15 protein-coding genes are annotated in these 18,580 nt (G+C 68.1%); 5 read left to right on the top strand and 10 right to left on the bottom strand.

Annotated elements, in window-relative coordinates:
• Positions 1–36 precede the first annotated feature (36 nt).
• Entirely contained in the window at positions 37–996 is a 960-nt protein-coding gene (locus KY501_RS50580) for a hypothetical protein (RefSeq protein WP_224372775.1), read from the top strand.
• A 38-nt stretch (positions 997–1,034) separates the two neighbouring features.
• The gene (locus KY501_RS50575; protein ID WP_224372774.1) at positions 1,035–2,237 is read left to right on the top strand and encodes an SDR family oxidoreductase; all 1,203 of its coding nucleotides are present in this window, start codon (positions 1,035–1,037) and stop codon (positions 2,235–2,237) included.
• A 13-nt stretch (positions 2,238–2,250) separates the two neighbouring features.
• Here KY501_RS50575 and KY501_RS50570 read toward each other — a convergent pair whose 3' ends face one another.
• The 6 genes from KY501_RS50570 to KY501_RS50545 form a co-directional block, all read right to left on the bottom strand.
• Positions 2,251–2,742 carry a hypothetical protein gene (locus tag KY501_RS50570; protein WP_224372773.1) on the bottom strand — a complete coding sequence of 164 codons (492 nt, stop codon included), beginning with the start codon at positions 2,740–2,742 and terminating at the stop codon, positions 2,251–2,253.
• 68 nt (positions 2,743–2,810) lie between these two features.
• The gene (locus KY501_RS50565; protein WP_224372772.1) at positions 2,811–4,151 is read right to left on the bottom strand and encodes a DsbA family protein; all 1,341 of its coding nucleotides are present in this window, start codon (positions 4,149–4,151) and stop codon (positions 2,811–2,813) included.
• A gap of 179 nt (positions 4,152–4,330) precedes the next feature.
• Complete coding sequence (locus KY501_RS50560; RefSeq protein WP_224372771.1) at positions 4,331–6,247, bottom strand: carboxypeptidase regulatory-like domain-containing protein; 1,917 nt, start codon at positions 6,245–6,247, stop codon at positions 4,331–4,333.
• A gap of 106 nt (positions 6,248–6,353) precedes the next feature.
• Positions 6,354–6,950: a pentapeptide repeat-containing protein gene (locus KY501_RS50555; protein WP_224372770.1), complete on the bottom strand. Its 597-nt coding sequence runs from the start codon at positions 6,948–6,950 to the stop codon at positions 6,354–6,356.
• 22 nt (positions 6,951–6,972) lie between these two features.
• Positions 6,973–8,460: a SitA5 family polymorphic toxin gene (sitA5, locus tag KY501_RS50550; RefSeq protein WP_224372786.1), complete on the bottom strand. Its 1,488-nt coding sequence runs from the start codon at positions 8,458–8,460 to the stop codon at positions 6,973–6,975.
• 209 nt (positions 8,461–8,669) lie between these two features.
• The gene (locus KY501_RS50545; protein ID WP_224372769.1) at positions 8,670–9,386 is read right to left on the bottom strand and encodes an SDR family oxidoreductase; all 717 of its coding nucleotides are present in this window, start codon (positions 9,384–9,386) and stop codon (positions 8,670–8,672) included.
• Between the two features lie 120 nt (positions 9,387–9,506).
• Here KY501_RS50545 and KY501_RS50540 point away from each other — a divergent pair, with 120 nt between their 5' ends.
• The 3 genes from KY501_RS50540 to KY501_RS50530 all read left to right on the top strand — a co-directional run bounded on the left by KY501_RS50540 (position 9,507) and on the right by KY501_RS50530 (position 13,247).
• Entirely contained in the window at positions 9,507–10,091 is a 585-nt protein-coding gene (locus KY501_RS50540) for a TetR/AcrR family transcriptional regulator (RefSeq protein WP_224372768.1), read from the top strand.
• Between the two features lie 134 nt (positions 10,092–10,225).
• Positions 10,226–11,635, top strand: a complete 1,410-nt coding sequence (locus KY501_RS50535) for a tetratricopeptide repeat protein (RefSeq protein WP_224372767.1) — start codon at positions 10,226–10,228, stop codon at positions 11,633–11,635.
• A gap of 325 nt (positions 11,636–11,960) precedes the next feature.
• A complete protein-coding gene (locus KY501_RS50530) occupies positions 11,961–13,247 on the top strand; it encodes a BamA/TamA family outer membrane protein (protein WP_224372785.1) in 1,287 nt (428 codons plus the stop codon).
• Between the two features lie 10 nt (positions 13,248–13,257).
• Here KY501_RS50530 and epsZ read toward each other — a convergent pair whose 3' ends face one another.
• The 4 genes from epsZ to KY501_RS50510 all read right to left on the bottom strand — a co-directional run bounded on the left by epsZ (position 13,258) and on the right by KY501_RS50510 (position 18,509).
• Complete coding sequence (epsZ, locus tag KY501_RS50525; protein ID WP_224372766.1) at positions 13,258–14,763, bottom strand: exopolysaccharide biosynthesis polyisoprenyl-phosphate hexose-1-phosphate transferase EpsZ; 1,506 nt, start codon at positions 14,761–14,763, stop codon at positions 13,258–13,260.
• A gap of 191 nt (positions 14,764–14,954) precedes the next feature.
• Entirely contained in the window at positions 14,955–15,248 is a 294-nt protein-coding gene (locus KY501_RS50520; protein WP_224372784.1) for a hypothetical protein, read from the bottom strand.
• A gap of 2 nt (positions 15,249–15,250) precedes the next feature.
• Positions 15,251–17,356 (bottom strand): FUSC family protein, encoded by a 2,106-nt coding sequence (locus tag KY501_RS50515; RefSeq protein ID WP_224372765.1) that lies wholly within the window; start codon positions 17,354–17,356, stop codon positions 15,251–15,253.
• Positions 17,357–17,522: 166 nt separating this feature from the next.
• Positions 17,523–18,509 carry an MBL fold metallo-hydrolase gene (locus KY501_RS50510; RefSeq protein WP_224372764.1) on the bottom strand — a complete coding sequence of 329 codons (987 nt, stop codon included), beginning with the start codon at positions 18,507–18,509 and terminating at the stop codon, positions 17,523–17,525.
• Between the last annotated feature and the right edge of the window lie 71 nt (positions 18,510–18,580).

Genomic DNA, 18,580 nt, shown 5'->3' with positions numbered 1-18,580 from the left:
ACGGGGTTCGAGCGGGGACGGTGTAGACTGTCGAGGATGGAGCGCACCTTCTCCTCGAGCTGTCCCCGCTGCGGGGCTCCGCGCGCACCGGCGCCGGAGTGCCCCCAGTGCGGCGTCTACTACAGCAGGGCGGAGGCTCGGGCCGCGCGGGCGGCGCAGGCAACGCTCGCGGCGGAGCCTCCCGTCGACTTCGCCGCTCCCAATCCCGAGCGCCCTCCCCACCTGCCTGCCGAGACGCTGCGGTGGGATGGCAACGCGGAGGACGCGCGGATGGAGCTGAAGATCCGCCTGTTCGCCGTGCCCGCGGCGCTGCTGCTCATGTGGATGCTCCACTCCACGGGCATGGGCCACAGGCTGCTGCGCACCTTCCTCTCCATGTGGATCCACGAGTCGGGGCACGCCGTCACCGCCTGGCTCTGTGGCTTTCTGTCCTTCCCGGGCCCCTGGGCCACGCCCGTGGCGGAGATGCGCTCCCCGTTCTTCTCGCTGTTGCTCGCCGGGGGGCTCGGGTACCTCACGTGGCGCGGGTGGAAGCGGCGCGAGCGGCTCCTCCTCATCTCGGGCCCCGTGCTGCTGGCACTCCAGTTCGTGGGCACCGTGCTCATCGGGCGCGCCAAGGCCCAGTCGTTCGTCACCTTCGGGGGCGACGGCGGCTGCATGGTGCTGGGCACGCTCCTGATGACCACCCTCTACGCGAGCCCGGAGAGCCAACTGCGCAAGGGCTGGCTGAGGTGGGGCTTCCTCGTCATCGGCGCGGCGGCCTTCACGGATGCGTTCAAGGTCTGGTGGAATTCGCGGAGCGACCTGGGCGCCATCCCCTTCGGCATCAGCGAGAGCGCCGGCCTCAGCGACCCGTCCCGGCTCACGGACTGGTACGGCTGGAGCGTCAACACGTTGATCTCCCGCTACGTGACGCTGGGCGTGCTCTGCCTCGTGGTGCTTGGAATGGTCTACGGGGTCGGCGTGTTCCGCGCCCGCGCGGCCGTCCGCGCATGAACTCGGGTCCACCAGGACCCACCTACCGTGAGCGCCCCATGAGCACTTCCCGCAGGCAGTTCCTGCAGTACTCGATGACCGCGGCCTCGATGCTGGCGGTGAGCTCCGAGGCCCTGGGCGGCCCGGACAAGAAGCCGCAGGCGTCGGCGAAGAAGAAGCTGAAGATCCTCGTGCTGGGAGGCACCGGCTTCCTCGGCCCGGCCTTTGTCAATGCGGCGCAGGCGCGAGGCCACACCTTGACGCTCTTCAACCGTGGCAAGACACGTCCGCAGTTGTTCCCGGGCGTGGAGAAACTGCACGGAGACCGGGACCCCAACAAGGGCGAGGGCCTCAAGGCGCTCCAGGGCCGCAAGTGGGACGCCGTGCTGGATACGTCGGGCTACTACCCGCGCATCGTGGAAGCATCCGCGGCGCTGCTGGCCCCCAACGTCCAGCACTACGTGTACATCTCGAGCATCTCGGCCTACGCGAACAACGACGTGCCCAACGAGGACGAGAGCGGCCCCACGGCGGTGCTGGCGGACCCCACGGTGGAGACCATGGGGAAGAACTTCGAGAACTTCGGCGGGCTGAAGCGGCTGTGCGAGGAGGCCGCGGAGAAGGCCCTGCCAGGCCGCGTGGCCAACGTGCGCCCCGGGTACATCGTCGGTCCGGAGGACGGGTCGGATCGCTTCACCTGGTGGCCGGTGCGCTTCGATCGAGGCGGCGAGATGCTGGCGCCTGGGAGCCCGGAGGATCCGATCCAGATCATCGACGTGAGGGACCTGGCCGAGTGGCTCGTGGTGGTGATGGAGAACAAGCTCACGGGCATCTACAACGCCACGGGCCCGGAGAAGCCGTGGACGATGGGCGGGGTGCTCGCGGCGTGCAAGGAGGCCACGGGCAAGGACACGAAGCTGACGTGGGTGCCCTCGGAGTTCCTGGTGAAGAACAAGGAGGACGGTGAGGGAGACATCCCCATCTGGGCGCCGCCCATCGGGAAGACGAAGGGCTTCCACCTGCGCTCCATCGACAAGGCGGTGAAGGCCGGGCTCAAGTTCCGGCCGGGCTCCGTCACGGTGAAGGACACGCTGGCGTACTTCCAGGGGCTGCCCGAGGAGCGCCGCAACAAGATGCGCGCCGGGCTGAGTCCGGAGCGGGAGAAGGAATTGCTCTCGCTCTGGGCAAAGGAGCAACAGGGCGCGGAGAGCCAGCCCGCGGCACCGGGCAAGCCAGCGACACCAGAGAAGAAAGCTCCGTAAGGCGCGGAGAGTTTTACGCCGCGGGCGACGTGCGCTTGCGGGACGGACGAGCCAAAGCCACCTCGGAGGACGGCTGCGCCGGACGCACCGGCTCGGCCTCCACCACCACCGCCGCGTCCGGCGTCACCGGCGGCCCCAACGTCACCAGCAGGTGCCGGTACGCCTCCTCCAGCCTCCGGTGCAGCGCAGTGAACGTCTGCTGCACCGTGCTCGGCATGTCCTCGGTGTACGTGAAGTACCAGCGCATCTCGTCCAGCCGCTCGTAGAACCCGTGCACCACCGCCTGCTCCTTCTCCGGCAGGTGCACCAGGTCATGGAACGTCGCGCTCGTGAATCGCGTGGCGATCGTCGTCAGCATGGGCTCGCGGCTGCGCAACCGCGAGAACAACGTGAACATCTCGTCCCGCCGCGCCTCCAGACGCCGCATGATCAACGCGGCGTCCAGGGCTATCAGATTCGTCACTCGAGCGGGCGTCTCATCCTGCTGCTTCTTGCGGCGAGCCATGCCCCTCGAAGCCTACTACAAACCCGAGGGCCGATCGGCTCGGCCCCCAGGTTCCCGTCTCACTCCGGCTACTGCGCGGCAGCCACGCTCGACTTCTTCAGCTCCTCGTCGATCACCCGGCGGAACACCTCGATGGGCTTGGCGCCCACGATCTGCCGGCCGTTGATGAAGAACGTCGGCGTGCCGCTGGCACCCACCTTCGTGCCCTGCTCCGCGTCCTTGGAGATGTAGTCCTCGAACTTGTTCGCGTCGAGCGACGCCTTGAACTTCGCCACGTCCAGGCCCAGCTCCTGCGCGTACTTCTCCAGCGACGCCCGGTCCAGCGACGTCTGGTTCGCGAACAGCTTGTCGTGCATCTCCCAGAACTTGCCCTGCTCGTTGGCCGCCATGGACGCCGCGGCCGCCAGCTTCGCGTTCGGGTGACGCGGCAGCGGCTGGTGCTTGAACGCCACCTTCAGCTTGCCCTGGTACTCGTCCTCCAGCTGCTTCACCGTGTTGGCCGCGCGCGAGCAGAACGGGCACTCGAAGTCCGAGAACGCCACCAGCGTCACCGGCGCATCCGCCGCGCCCTTCACCGGCGCGCTGCCCAGGTCCACCTTCTGCACCGGCGGCTCGGGCGGAGCCGGAGGCGCCGTCACGCCGTGCGACAGCACCGAGGCGTACACCTCCGACGGCTTCATCCCCTCATTCACCATCATCTGCGCCTTGCCCAGCTCCTCCTCGATGGCCGCCCGGAACACCTCGATGGGCTGCGCGCCCGAGAAGAACCGGCCGTTCACGAAGAAGGCCGGCGTGCCACCGGCGCCCAGCGACTTGGCCAGCGCCTCGTCCCGGTCCACGATGGCCGCGATCTTCGGATCAGCCATGTCCTTCTTCCAGCGCTTCACATCCAGCCCCACCTCCTTGGCGAAGGTCTCGAGGCTGGCGTCATCCAGCGACTTCTGATTGGCGAACAGCTTGTCGTGGTACTCGAAGAACTTGCCCTGCTGCTGGGCCGCCACGGCCGCCAGCGCCGCGGGACGAGCGCGCGGGTGGATGGGCAGCGGGTGCTGCTTGACGATCAGGCGCAGCCTGTCGCCGTAGTCCTCCTGCACCTGCTTGATGGTGGCGTTGGCCCGGCCGCAGAACGGGCACTGGAAGTCGGTGAACTCCACCATCGTCACCAGCGCGTCCGCCTTGCCCACCGTCGGCGAGTCCTCCAGCGGAACCTTGAAGACGGTGGGCGAGAGGATGGGCCGCTGCTGCGGCGGAGGCGGAGCCTCGGGGGCCGGAGCCGCCGCGGGAGCCGCCGCCACCTGGGCGCCCGCCTTCGCCGGCTCCGTCGTTCCGGAGCTGGTCGTCCAGATCATCCGTCCGACGCCCACTCCCAACATCAGGCCCAGAACGAGGCCCAACACACCTGTCTTCATCTCTTCACTCCGTCGATATCGATTGAAAGGCCCGGGCGTACCGAGGCCACGAGCCCCGGAACTCTACGCGAGAGTGACGCGAACCGCTCCCGGGTTTCAGGTATTTCCTTGAAAGGTCCCCGGCCAGGGGGGCGAGGGCTACCCAGGTAGGAGCCCGGCCTTCACCCCCTCACTGGGCTTCAGACGCCGATCTTCTTTCGAGGGACGGAGATGTCCTTCACAGGGTCCTTGCCGGCCTTGCGCACCCCGACCACCACCTGGGTGCCCTCGGGGCCACGGATCCGCTGAATTGAACCCGCGAAGCCGAGCTCCGTCACAGGGGTTCCGTCGATGCGGACCAATTCATCCCCGGGGGTGAGCCCTACGGCATGGGCGCCTCCGCCGGGCACGACTTCGCCGATCACGAGGGCATCGCCTCGAGGCTTCAGCACGGCGCCGATGCCGACGAGTTCCACCTTGGAGCCGGCATCAGGGGCCGTGGCCGTCAGTTCGACCTCCAACGGAGCAGAGGGCCGCACGCCCGAAAGGAGCCGGCCGTTGTACCCCGGAGCCGAGATGATCAGCGACACACCCGTGCCGGGGACTCCTTCCAGCACAAAGACTCCGTCGGCGCCGCTGACCGCGTCGAACAGCGGTGCGAGCGCATCCCCCGCCATCCCGCTCTCCATGGCCACGCGGGCTCCAGAAATGGGGAGCCGCGAGCCCGCGGCCAGCACCCGGCCCTCGAGCCGGACTCCCCGCGCCAGCATCACATCCGCGCGCACCTCGCGAGCGCCCTCCGTGACTTCGACCTCGCGCTCTGAGGGCATGAAGCCCGCGGCCGTCACCTGGACCACGTAGCGCCCCGGCGTCAGCCCGTGGAATTCGAACTGGCCCCCGGCGTCGATGAACCGGCCCTGGGCGAAGGAGAGCCGCTCGAGCGGCCCGTACCGCAAGAGCACGTTCACGACGAAGGCCGGCACGGGATTGCCCCCGTCCTCCATCACGAGCCCCGCCAGCGTCACGCCCCCGGCCAGCCTGAGCTCGACGCCACTCGCCGGCACGCGCACATCGAAGGCCCGAGCCGGCGCGAAGCCCGGCGCCATCCCCGACACGTCATACACACCCGGCTCGAGTCCCTCGACCGCAAAGCTCCCATCTGCCTCGGCGACGGTCTGGTAGCCATCTCGCGAGCCGTACTCCTTGGGATAGACACTGGCGGCGGACATGACGGAGATCAGCGCTCCCGAGGCCGGAGTTCCATCGGGAGTGAGGACCCGCCCCTCGACTCGGGCGTCGGCGCGAGTTCCCTCCTGCGCCGCCGCATACATGCGCAGTTCGACGCGGCGGTTCGCGATGTCCTCTTCATAGATGCGGACACGCGCCACGCCATGCGCCGGGTGCCGAGCCTCCACCCGTGCGCCCTCGGGAGCAGTGAAGTGGAACTCGCCGCGCTCATCCGTGGTGAAGCGATCCTTCACCGGGAACAGCACGCTCTCACCCGCGCGGTACGTAAGCACTCGCACCGCGGCGCCCGCGACAGGCGCTCCCTCCGCGCTCAGCACCCGCCCCACGAGCTCCGGGGCCGGAGTCAGCGCGATGACGACCTCACGCACCTGGACGCCCGGCACGGCGGACAGAGAGATGGGGCTGCGTCCCCACTCGGGCCCGAACGGTTGGAACCCCTCGGCGCGGATGGCGGCCACCTGGTACACGCCCGGCGCCGAGGGCCGCAGTTCGAAGCGCCCCTCCGCCTCCGTCACCAGCGAGCTTGCGCCACCGGGGCCTGCGACCGTCACCTCGGCGCCACGAATGCCCTCACCCGTCGTCGCGGAGACGACGCGCCCCGAGAACGCCCCCGCCGAAGCAGCGGTGCTTCGCTCGATCGTGACGCGCGGCAACTGGCGCACCGGCTCGGTGGGCGCGGGAGAGGCCACGTACGGCATTGCAGCCCCCACCACGGCCACTTCGGGACTGGAGTCCGACGAGTCCGCGGCAGGTCGGACTTCCCCCAACCGCGGCCGGGAGGGCTCGGCGCGAAGAAAGAACCAGGCGAGCACTCCGCCCACGATGACGAGCGCTCCCACCCCAAGCAGCATGCGACGGCGTCCGGACATGCCATGACTCTACGCCGTGCCCACTCCTCGGGGAATACGTTACAGGTCGGACGGGAGTCCCCCTCCTCGTGAAGTAGGCTGGTGACGCCTCGGGAGGGAGACAGCGTCAGTAGTACACGCCGTCGAGTTGCTCGAGCACGGCCTTGATGGCTTCCGGCGTGGTGCCGTTGCGCTTGGCAAGGTCCGGCACGAAATACGTCACAGCGGCTGTGGAAGCAGGGCGTTCCTCCCCATACCACTGGAAGAAATCGCGGAGCTCACCGGGCCAGGGCAGAGCGACCAGCTCGGCGGCTCGGCCCACTGGGTCCAGAATGGTCAATCCGGGCCACGGAGGGAAACTCATCGTCCGGGCATCGCAATTGAGGAAGCGGGTCTCATCCAGGAGGGCGTCGGTGAAGTCACAATCCACAATGCTTCCTTCGGCCGTCCCTTCCAAATTCCCGAAGCCGTTGCCGAGGTAGCGCCCCTTGAAACGACACCCTGAAAAATGGGCGCGGTCCCAACTGAAATTCTTCAGCACCCGGGCCACCTCAATGGAGCAGTCGATCAAGCGCGTCCGGCTCACAACCAACGCTTTCGCAGGGACCTTCACAATGAGGGTGCAGTTCCTCAGCGTCAGCGTGGGCCCCAGGTAATGGAGCTCGGTTCGACTATCCAGGACGAGTTGCTCGTTCGCTATCTCACGGTCGCGGAACTGAATCATGAGGGCTCTGGGTATTGCGTGCTCAGAACGTGATCATCCGGAAGAACTCCTCGACCATCCTCCGCCCATGCAGTTCCATGTTCCAGTTCGTTCCTGTGAGGATCTCGTATTTGAGCCCTGTCGCTGGGTCCACTGCGTCGACACCTTTCGGGTTCCACTTCAATTCCGGGAACTCAAGGCGCAGTTGCTGCTCGACCCATTTCCCCCGAAACATGCGTTCCATCAGGCGAGCCCTGATGTAATCGCCCTGACGGATGGCCTCACGGATCGCGCGAACCTCGCGGTCCTCTAGTTTGCCACGGTCCCAAGCGTCCCTGACGCGCAAGGCCGCTGCCTGGAGCACATCCCCCACTGGGTCCTTGGCCGGGATGTCCCGGATGGACCTATTCGCTGGCACATGCCAGCGCTGGTTGTGGATGCGCACCTGCCGATTGCCGCCTCGGTGACGGATGATGAGGGTGGCTCCCGCCCTCCCCTCCGCAGCCTCTTCCGCCACCGCCGCCGCACGACTCCCAGGTCGGCGCACCATGAACGTGACGGTCTGCTCCTCGGCAATGGCGGCCGCCTCCACCTCCCTTGCTTCCGCCAGGCTCATACCCTGAGCCCCAGCCCGGGCCTCCGCCAGCGCGAAGCCCGGCAGCTTCGGCAACTGCGCGCTGAACCTCGCCGCGCCTCCCGTGATTGCCGCCGTCACCACCAGCACCAATACGTGCGCCGTGTTCTCCCCCATCAGCTTGCTGAACTTCGCGCTGGCTTCCTCCACCTGCTCAAAGGAGGTGGCCCGATCCACCTCGTGCACCAGCCGACCCCACCCTTCCATCAGGCTCCACAGCGTGCTCACCGGCAGCCACGCCAGCAGTGCCACCGTCAAGCTCGCGGCCAGCACCTTGCTCACCGGCTCGGGTAGCAGCCAGAGCGTCAAGTACACGCAGCACGTCCACACCAGCATTCCCACCAGCGCCTGCGGGGACACCATCCCCTTGAGCGCCACGCCCGTCTCCTTGAGTACCTCCTTCAACGCCAGCGCCAGCCCCAGGGTGCGCAGGTCCTCTCGCGTGAGGACAGGTCCATCCGCCAGCAGCCCCAGGCAGTCACCTCCGCCATGGTCCCGCTGGCACAGGCCCAGGTATTTGCGCCTCGCCTCCGCCGCCGAGGCCACGTCCAGCGGGCTGTCGTCCTCCAGCGGCATCAGCCGCACCACTCGCTCGCGCTCCACCTCCGCCAGCAGGGTGCCTTGCAGCGCGCCCTCCATCAGCCAGTGCGCCGACTCCGCCGGCTGCGCTCCTGGGCGGTACCCCCGCGCCAACACCCTCATCGCTCGCTGGAAGTCCTCGCGAGCCACCTCCACCGGCTCGGAGGGCCCACTTCCCGCAGTAAGCACATGCAGCTCGTAGCGCGCTGCTGCCAACTCCGCTTCCGCCGGGTCGCTCTCCGCGTACAGTGCGCGGGGTGTGCCCGCGCACGCCGTCAGGTACGTCATCAGCACCGCTCCGACTTGCCTCAGCCCCATGGCTCACCTCCCGTGCACGGTGGCGCCCAGGCTACGCAAGCCTCCTCCTCTCAGCGACGACGCCTCAGGTTCTCCTCTCCTCCTCCACTCGCACGGTTCGTTCCTTCCCCCTCAAGGACTCTGCACAGGGACTCCTTGCAACTGCACGCCACGCACCTCCAACTCATGGCGACGACTCACTGGAGGCCATTTCCCAAGTGGCGCTGCTCTCAGACCAGCCGGGCTCCGCCATCGCACTCCACCACGGAGCCCGTCATGAAGCCGTTACCCACGACGAAGCCAATGGCGTCCGCGATGTCCTCCGGCGCTCCCACGCGCCGCACCGGCAACGTCGAGGCGAACTGCGCGAAGAGGGCCTTGCGCTGCTCCTCCGGCATGTTCTCCCACCACGGCGTATCCACCACCCCCGGAGACACGGCATTCACCCGCACCGGCGCCAACTCCAACGCGAGGATGGGGACCATGATCTCCAACGAGCCGTTGATGGCCGCCAGCCCCGACGTGCCCGCCAGCACGGCCCGCGCCGAGGCCGCCGTCACGAAGGTGATGGACCCGTTGGCCTTGAGCGTGGGCAGCGCGGCCTGAGCCACCGTGAGCTGCGCCCAGAACTTGGCCTCGAACGCACCCCGAAGCTTCGTGAGATCCAACTCGCGGAACGGGCCCATGCCCTCGCCACCGCTGAGGCTCAGCACCAGGTGATCAAACGCCCCCAACTTGCCGAAGAACCCTCGCACCGCCGCGGCGTCCGTTCCATCCACCACCGCCGTGCCCACCCTGCCGATCTCCGCCTTCGCCCCCTCCAGCTTCTTCGCGTCCCGGCCGGTGATGAGCACCTCGGCCCCCCGCTGCACGAACAGCCGGGCCGCCGCTGCTCCGATTCCCGAACTGCCTCCCATGACCACGATGCGCGCCTGCTTCCAGTCCATGGCTGCCTCCCACGCGCCGGCTCCTGCCGAGCGCCCGTGAATTTCGAGACGATACGTCTCACAATTAATTCAAGACGCACCGTCTCGTCAAGCTCATGGGGCGGTGTTAGAGGTCAGGGCATGGACGAGGGAGACAGGCCGAGGGCGGGCCGCAAGCGGAGCGAGCACTCGAGGACGGCGGTGCTGGAGGCTGCGCTGCGGCTGCTGCGCGAGCAGGGCTACGCGGCGCTCTCCATCGAGGCCATCGCCCGCGAGGCAGGGGTGGGCAAGCAGACCATCTACCGGTGGTGGACCACCAAGGGCTCGGTGGTCCTGGAGGCGCTCGCCGAGCAAGCCGAGGAGGACATCCCCATCGAGGACCACGGCTCGCTGCAGCGGGACGTGGAGTCCTTCATGGCGGTGACGTTCGAGCGCGCCACGCCCGAGACGTCCGCCGTGCTCAAGGCGCTGATGGCGGAGGCGCAGCTCGACCCGGACTTCGGCATGGAGCTGCGTACGAGCCTCATCGATCGGCGGCGGGCATCGTTCCGCAGCGTGCTGCTCCGGGCACGAGAGCGGGGAGATCTCCCGGCCGACGCCAACGTCGATCTGCTCACCGACGTGGTCTACGGAGTGATGTGGTACCGCCTTCTGATTGGTCACGCCCCGCTCGACCGAAAGCTCGCGAGCGAGCTGGCCGGCCTGATCAAAGCGGCCTCGAGCTGAGGCGACTGCGCGGGCGCCGCAACTCCTGGGACGGACGGCCAGACAACTCGTATCGCACGAGCGCTCGGTCCGCTCTATGCTCCCTGCGGCCAGGGGGAAGCAGGTCCAGCGGAGTCGAATCGGATGAGGAGCCCATGGCGGTCGAGAACGCAGAGAGCCCACGTTCAGGCGGAGTGAGCGGAACCGAGCCGCCCGAGCAGGCAGCCAGGGCCCTCGCCGACCAAGCCCATGGGCTGCTGGATCAAGGGAAGTTCGCGGAGCTGGTGGCCCTGGCCGACGACGTCCTCCACCGGTTTGGCGGAGCCAGCGAGCCGGCAGTGCAGGTGCAGGTAGCGCGGGTGTTCGTGGGCAAGGCGCTCGCCCTGGGGCAGCAGGAGCGCTTCACGGAGTCCCTGGCCGTCTGCGAGGAGGGGCTCCGGCGCCATGAGGGTGCCAGCCACGCGAAGCTGCGGGAGCTCGTGGCGAAGCTGCTCATCCACAAGACGCACGCGCTGATGGGGCTGGGGCGGCCCGAGGCGGCCCTGTCCATCAGCAACGAACTGCTCCAGCGGCACTGCGGGGCCACCGAGGAGGGGCTGCAGGTGGTGACGGCCGCGGCCCTGCTCAACAAGGCCGATGCCCTGGGAGAGCTGGGCCGCATGGACGAGGCCCTGCCCGTTCAAGACGAGGTATTCCAGCGGTATGGCGGCTCGGGCGCCGCGGTGCTGCGGCACACCGCGGGACTTGCGTTCCTGGCCAAGGCCCTCTTGCTGAGGCTCTCGAACCGGCCTCGGGAGGCGATCGCCACGTACGACGTTCTGTTCGAGCGCTTCGGCCGGGAGGAGGAACCCCAGCTGCGCGATCTCGCGACCACGGCGCAGGAGGGCAAGGCGCGGACCCAGGAGATGCTGGAGCGCGCGGAGGAGGCACTGCGCACCCAGGACACGGTGGTCCAGCGCCACGGCGCCGCGACCGAGTCTCCGCAGCGGGAGCAGGTAGCGAAGGCCCTTCTGATGAAGGCCGAACTCCTGCGGCAGCAGCACCGCTCCGAGGAGATGCTGTCCACCTTCGACGAGGTGCTCCGCCGGTTCGACGGAGCCAGCGAGCCACCGCTGCGCGAGGCGGCGGCCGAAGCCCTCCTCTACAAGGGAGCCGTCCTGGGGAACCTGAAACGGATTCCGGAGGCAGTGTCCATCTACGACGCGATGCTCTCGCGGTACGGCGGCGGCAGTGAGCCGTTGGCGGTGCGCCTCCGGTGCGCCAAGGCGCTCTCGTACAAGGCTATCTTCCTGGGGCGACTGGAGCGGCGCGAGGAGCAGGTGGCGGCCTTCGACGAGCTGGATCACCGCTACGGCACGGAGAGAGAGGAAGAAGTGCGGGCGGAGGTAGTGCGAGGGCTGCTGTGCAAGGCCGAACTCCTGTGGAAGCTGAAGCGGACCGATGAGGCCGAGGCAGCCTACTCCGCGCTGGCGCACCGGTTCGGCACGGCGCCGGAGGCCTCGGTGCGAGAGCGAATCACCCAGGCGCTCGACAAGGAGATCCGGGCCCGGGTCCTCGCGCTGTGAGGAGTGTGTCTTGCCCCGTGCGGTACGCCCCAAGAGGGGCCACCCGCGCGAGCGCTTTGCGCTATGACTCAGAGAGAACAGCGGGCCGGCGATTCTCGAGAGAACAGTGCGCGTACAACGAGTGATGAGCAGACGCTGGGCAGCGTGGTACCTGGCATGGGCCCTGGGGCCTCTGGCCTCCGTGGCCGGAGCCCAGGAAGCGACACCCTCCCCTCCCCCGGAGACACCTCCGCCCGAGCAGACCGCACCGCCCCCGGAGCCCGCCCCGGAAGTTCCCGCCTCCCCTCCCGAGCCCCAGGCGACCGCTGCCGAGCTGCAACGCCGCATGGAAGTGACGGAAGTCGTGGTGCTGGGCACGGAGAAGACGCGGCCCGAAACGGTGCAGGCGTACTCGCGGCTGGACGCGGGAGACACCATCACCGTGGACGAGCTCACCCGGGCTGAGCGGCGGCTCATCGCCACGGGGCTCTTCCAGGACGTGAAGGTGAGCACCCAATCCACCGGCGAGGATCAGGTCCGGGTGGTGCTCCAGGTGCAGGACAAGGCCTCGTGGGTGGTGGCGCCCACCTTCTCGGTGTCCAACTCGAACATCGGCGGCGGCGTGCTGTACGCCGAGAGCAACCTGTGGGGCCGCAGCAAGAAGTTCGCGACGGCGCTGCAGATCAGCACGGCCGAGAGCGGCCTGTTCGTGGGCTTCCTGGATCCGAACCTGTTCGGCTTCCCTCCGCTGCGACTGAGCTTCGAGGGCCAGCTTCGCAGCGACCGGGTGGAGGAGTACCAGCCCGGCGCGAGCCAGAAGAAGCCCGAGGTGGCTCGCCGCACGCGGCTCAACTCCGGCTCCATCGCCAGCGAACTGTCGGTGATGATCGCCGAGCGGGTGCGGGTGGGCGCCAAGTACCGGCTGATGCTCATCGACGCGCTGGACCCGAGCGATGACACGCCGGTGACGACGCCCGCCTTCGAGCCGGGCCCCATCCAGCGAGACGCCTCGCTGCGGCTGATGGTGGGAGTCGACACGCGGCAGAACCTGCACGCCATCATGGAGGGGCTGAACATCGAGGGCTCGATGGAGATATCGAACCCGGGGGTGTGGAGCGACTTCCGCTACAAGCGCTTCGGGCTGCTGTACCGGCACGGCCTGCGCTTCTTCGAGGAGCACAACCTGGTGCTGCGCGGCGAAGCGGTGGCGGGGACGGATCTCCCATTCCACCAGGAGTTGGTGGCGGGCGCCGGCTCGCTGCGAGGCTTCATCTACCGGCAGTTCCGAGGCGACACCCGGCTGTCCTTCACCGCCGAGTACCACTTCCCGCTCTTCACCGTCCGCTCGCTGTCCTTCCGGGGTGTGGCCTTCTCGGACACGGGGCTGATGATGTGGCGCAGCCTGCCGGAGGACCTGCTGCTGCGGGACGTGAACGGGCGGGTGGTGCGTGGCTACCTGCCCGACTCCAAGTCCGGCCTGTCCAACGCCACGGTCGCGCAAGGCGTCGGCGCGGGCCTGCGGCTGTTCCTGCGCAGCGTGGTGCTGCCCCTGGTGGGCGTGGACGTGGCGTACGGCGTGAACTCGGGCGAGCTGCGCTTCTACCTGGTGGCGGGCGTGAACCCCTCCTCCTGAGGCTCCGAGCTCAGCTCGCGCCGCTGCCGGTGATGACGACTGGGACCGTCTTCAGGATGAGTCCCAGGTCCGTCAGCAGGGTCCAGTTATCGATGTACTGCATGTCCAGGTACATCCACTCCTCGAAGGAGATCTGGTTGCGGCCGGAGACCTGCCAGATGCAGGTGAGGCCCGGACGTACCGAGAGCCGGCGGCGCTGCCAGGCCGCGTACTTCTCCACTTCCTTCGGCAGCGGCGGGCGCGGGCCCACCACGCTCATCTCGCCGCGCAGCACGTTGAGCAGCTGCGGCAACTCGTCGATGGAGTACTTGCGGATGAAGCGGCCAATCCCGGTGATGCGCGGGTCGTTCTTGATCTTGAACACCGGGCCGGTCTGCTCGTTCTGGGCCTCCAGCTTGGTGCGCAGCTCCTCGGCGTTGACCACCATGGAGCGGAACTTGAGCATGCTGAACGGCTTGCCGTGCAGCCCCACCCGCTTCTGCTGGAAGAAGACGGGGCCGCGCGAGGAGAGCTTGATGAGGAACGCCACCGTCAGCAGCAGCGGCGAGAGCACCAGCAGCGCCCCCGCGGACGCGATGATGTCGAACAGGCGCTTGACGGCCATCTGGTGAGGCCGAGGCGCGTGCGTGACGAAGTGCAGGTAGCCATCCGCCACCGCATGGCCGTCCTGGGCGCGCGCCCGGTCCATGCGGAACGGGTGCGCGGGGAGCGCGAACGGAATGCCGAAGCGCTCGCACAGCTTGATGGCCGCCTGCATCTCCTGGGCGTGCTTCTGCGCGTTCCCCGAGATGTAAACGATGTCCACCGGCACCTGGCACAGCACCTCTTCCAAACGATCCAACTTGCCCAGCACCGGCCCGGGCACGGCGGACAGGAGCTGCTCGTTGCTGAAGGCCAGATAGCCGAGCACGTGTCGGCGCCCCCGAGCGATGAGGTCCTCACCGGTGAGCCGGCCCATCGCGCCCACGCCGAGGATGAGCGCCTCGTCGAGAGGCTCCTCGCGCACCGCCAGCCGACGGAACACCAGCTGCCTCAGGCCCACCACGCCCAGCCACAAGAGCAGCGGGAAGAAGCTCAGCGCCACCACGGGCATGCCACCGGCGATCAGCAGGCGCTCCAGGTAGAGCATCCCGGTGACGGACACCACGTTGATGGACACGAGCGCCAGCTCATCCAGCGGCGCCCGGTCCGAGAAGCGCGAGTCATAGAGGCACAGCGCGGTGCCCAGCAGCAGCCAGCCCAGCCCCGCCACGCCCAGCAGCAGCCACAGATCCAGGTTGCCCAACTGCAGCGAGTGCCCCATCAGCACCGTGGAGCCCAGCAACGAGCCCATCACCCACATCAGATCCACCAGCAGGTTCAGCTTCGCCGCGAAGCCCGCCGCCAGCCGCCCGCGCGTCACCCGGGGCGCCGGAGCCGGCAGAAGCAGCTCTCGGCCTTCCGCGATACCACCCGAGGAGGATGCAGCCACCGATGAGGAGCTGGTGGCCGGCTCAGCGAGTTGAGGGGACTGCATGGTGACCTCCCGGTGCCCGACGAACGAGCCTGGGAGCTCGGATCCACTTCAATACCCCCAGCCACACCGGACTATACTGGGTTTGAAGTTTATTACCCGCAACAAAACTGTATTTTGGCGGTATTGCTGCATACCTAGGTAGGACTGTTCACTACCTGTCTGCAGAGATGAGGCCAGGAGTGGCCTGGAGATCAGTTGTCGATCTTCCGGTTGGCCCGCTCTGGGCTCTGGAGCGACTTCTGGGCCTGCTCCTTCTCCTGCTTGATCTGGCGCCGCGTGCGGCAGATGCGCCGAGGGATGTGACTACCCGTCACGGGGACTTCCTCACACACCAGGGCGTTGTCGGAGTCCTTGCTGGCATCGGCGACCGCAGCCTGGTCCTTCTGGGCACCCTGGGTGGTGGCCGCGGGAGTCTGAGTGGGCGGAGCAGCGGTCGCGCATCCCACGAGCAGTCCGAGCATCGCCAGTCCGCCCCATGTCGTCATCTTCACGTTGGAGTCTCCTGTTTTCGGGAGATCTTCGCCCAGGTCTCCCTGCGCCGCGAGCGGAACCCGCCGAGACTCTCGTAGACTTCCAGGAGCGCGTCGTCGATGCGCTCCAGCCAGTGCAGCGCCCGAGGGGGGTGGGACGTGGCCCCGTCCTGTTCGCGGGACAGGGCCTCGCGTGCGGACTGGATCGCACCACCGGAAGCCTGGGGCTGCTCGATGCCCTCCTGGCCTTCGAGGGACGACGCGATGGCGCGGGTCTTCTTCGCGAGCTGGGCCTCCAGCGCGCGGACGGTCTCCGAATTTCCGGGCAACCGCACACACGCGGACGCGAGCTGCCTCACGAAGAAGATGAGCCCGGAGAGCGCATGCACGAGCCGGAGCGTGTTGCGATCCGCGAGGAACTTCCGAGCCGTGCGTGGCCGGGCCGCATCGCGAAGCTCCTTCAGCTTCGCGTCGATCTCCCGCACCCGCTCGACGGCGAGGCTACCCGGAAGCACGGCGGAGGCTTCGAGGAAGGAGGCGACGCTGTGGAGCGTCTCGACGGCGGCGCGCTGGACCCGAGGGCCCGTGCGCGACGGAAGGAGTACGACGGCAACCACCACGCCGATGCTGGCGCCGATGAGGGTCTCCTCCACCCGGAGGAAGAGCAGCCCCGGGGAGTAGCGCCCGAGCAGGCTGTAGAGCACGGACAGCAGCGCGGTGAACCAGAAGACCATCCACGCGTAGGAGACGCGGATCAAATAGAAGCCCAGGAAGACGCAGACGAAGATGAGTGCGAATTCCAGGTCCCGGAGGCCGCTCACCGTGGTGGCGAGGAGGATCCCGGCCACCACGCCGATCACCGTGCCGAGGATGCGGTGCCAGGCGCGCAGCAGGATGTCGCCCTGAGTGGAGGCGCGGTTGAAGATCACGAACGAGGTGATCACCGCCCAGTACCAACGGGTGCTCGAGACGCGGTGACCCGCGAAGAGCGCGAGCCCACATGCCACCGTGGCCTGGATGGCCTGCCGCGTCGTGGGGTGCAGCCGCAAGGGCGCGGGCTCGGAGCCAGGGGTCGCCAGATCCTGCGCCGGAATCTCCTCCTGAACGAACAGCTCTTCTGAGCGCGGCTGGGGAGCGTGGGAGAACAGCTCGCGAAGCTGGCTCAGCGCGGTGTCAATCGCGGTGGCATGGGCTGAGGAGGCAACAGCGCTGTCGAGAGACTTCCCACCGTCTCGAAGCTCACGCCGGAGCGCCACCAGCCTTTCCCCGAGGGCCCTGCGCTCCTCCGGGCTGAGGGCTTCCAGATCGAGGCACCGATGGATCTCGAACGCGAGCCGCTCTGCGGTGAGCTCCAGGTCGAGCATGTACTCGCGAAGTTCGGCCGGCCGGAGCCCATGAGCGCGGAGTTCCGAGCTGGCGTTCTCGAGCTGCTGCTCCACCGCCAGAGCATTCTCGTTCACGCGCCAGACGGCGCGCCGGAACAGCTTGTCCCGCCGGCGCTCACTCGACAGGGCGAGTCCGTCCGAAAAGTCCGCCAGCAGCAGGGTGATGGACCTGCGAAACGCCGAGAACGTCCGGCGGACGGAGGTATCGAACCGGTCCGGCACCAGCCAGAGCCGGACTCCATAAGAGGTGACACTCGCCACGACGACGCTGGCCACGACCCAGGGGAGCTGCGCCACGGGAGCGTGGAAGAACAGCGAGAGGAACAGCGTCATGAAGGCGATCATTCCCAGCGCCAGCCCCCGAGGCCCGAAGCGCCGAGCGGACACCGCCAGGAAGGCCACCAGCAGGAACACGATGGTGCTGACGGTCAGGCTCGCTGCGGCCAGGGTGCCGAGGCACACCGCGGCCACGGCGACCGGGAGCGCGCTAAGCAGGGTGATCCGCTGCTCACGGTGCAGCACATCCTGGACATTGATGGGCACGGTCATCCCGGTCATCACGCCCGCCATCGCGAGGGCCACGGGCTGGTGGAAAATCCCTCCCAGCACCACGATGGCCACGAGGCTGAGGCCCATCCCGAGCAGCGCGCGCAGCCCCATCTTCAGCCGTGCGAGGTCCGGGTCCGAAGTGATGAGCCGGTCCCACAGATAGGAAGGCTGAAAGGCGTGTGCCCGCATCCGCTCCGCTCCCGCGCCGGAGCGAAGCCTGCATGGCCTGTCCGGGGCGCTCCTCCCGGACAATGTGAGGATGCTTCCCGAGCAGTGCGCGTCTTCCCCGCAGGCCGGAGGGCGGTGCGACAGCTCGGCGCCCGTCGCTCCGCCTGCTGTCCGGGCGATCAGGACTTCAGCGAGCGAGTTCCAGCGGATCCAAGCCCTTGCCCAGCTCGAAGGAAGCGCCGACGGCCCCCACGACGCAGGTGCTGCGCTGCAGCCCGGCCAGCTCGCGCAGGCGGAACACGGCCTCGATGCCCGTGCAGTGGGCGCCCATGAGCTGTCCCACCTTCATCTCGCGCATCTTCCGTCCCGTCCACGCGAGCGTCTGCTCATCCGCGCGGAACAGGTGGAGTCCTCCGATGATGGCGTGGACGGGAGCGGTCCGCACCTGCTTCCGAGCATCCTCAAGGATGTTGATGATGCCCGCGTGCCCACAGCCCGTCACGATCACCAGCCCCTGATCCGTGTCGATGACGAGCGATTGATCCTCGGGGATGGTGTCCTCGACCAGCCCCTGAGGCGCCTTCACCTGGCCCTTGCCGCTCCAGTTGCGCTCCGGGTGGATGCGGGGAACAGGGCCCGTGAGCCACACCCCGGGCGCCAGCTCCACCGGCCCGGTGTGCTCAATGAAGGTGCCACCCGTGGCCTCATATTCGGGGCGGAAGGCCACCATGGGGTTGCCCTCGACGCCGGCCTTTCCGACACGGCTCCAGAAGATGCCCTGGCCGACGTGGGCGCGGGAGAGCGCGGCCGGGTTCTGGCGGGAGAACTCTCGACGCAGGGTGACGAGCCCACCCGTGTGGTCATCATGGTTGTGGCTGAGGATCACGTCGGTGACGTTGGAGAGATCGACCCCCAGCGCCTTGGCGTTCTGCAGCACCGTGTTCGGGAAGTAGCCCGTGTCGAAGAGGATCCGGCGCCCATCCGCCTCCACGAGCGCGGCGAAGCCCCACTCGCCCAGGACCTTGTCGTCCGCGAGCATGGTGGAGAGCACGGTGATCTTCAGGTTCTTCACGCGCGCACGAGGAGCCGCCGGAGCGGGCTTGGGCGACTCGGCGCGAGCGGAAGGGACGATCAGCAGCGTCAGGACGGCGCACAGCAGACGGAGCGTCTTCATGCGCGCAGGATGCGCGATACCCGGAATGCGCTCCAGCCCCATCCCCTGGGGATCACACCCAACCCCAGGTC

It is taken from the genome of Hyalangium versicolor (genome assembly GCF_020103695.1).
Classification (GTDB): domain Bacteria; phylum Myxococcota; class Myxococcia; order Myxococcales; family Myxococcaceae; genus Hyalangium; species Hyalangium versicolor.
Note: the sequence above shows the minus strand (reverse complement) of the source record. Positions and strands in the feature narration are given on the sequence as shown.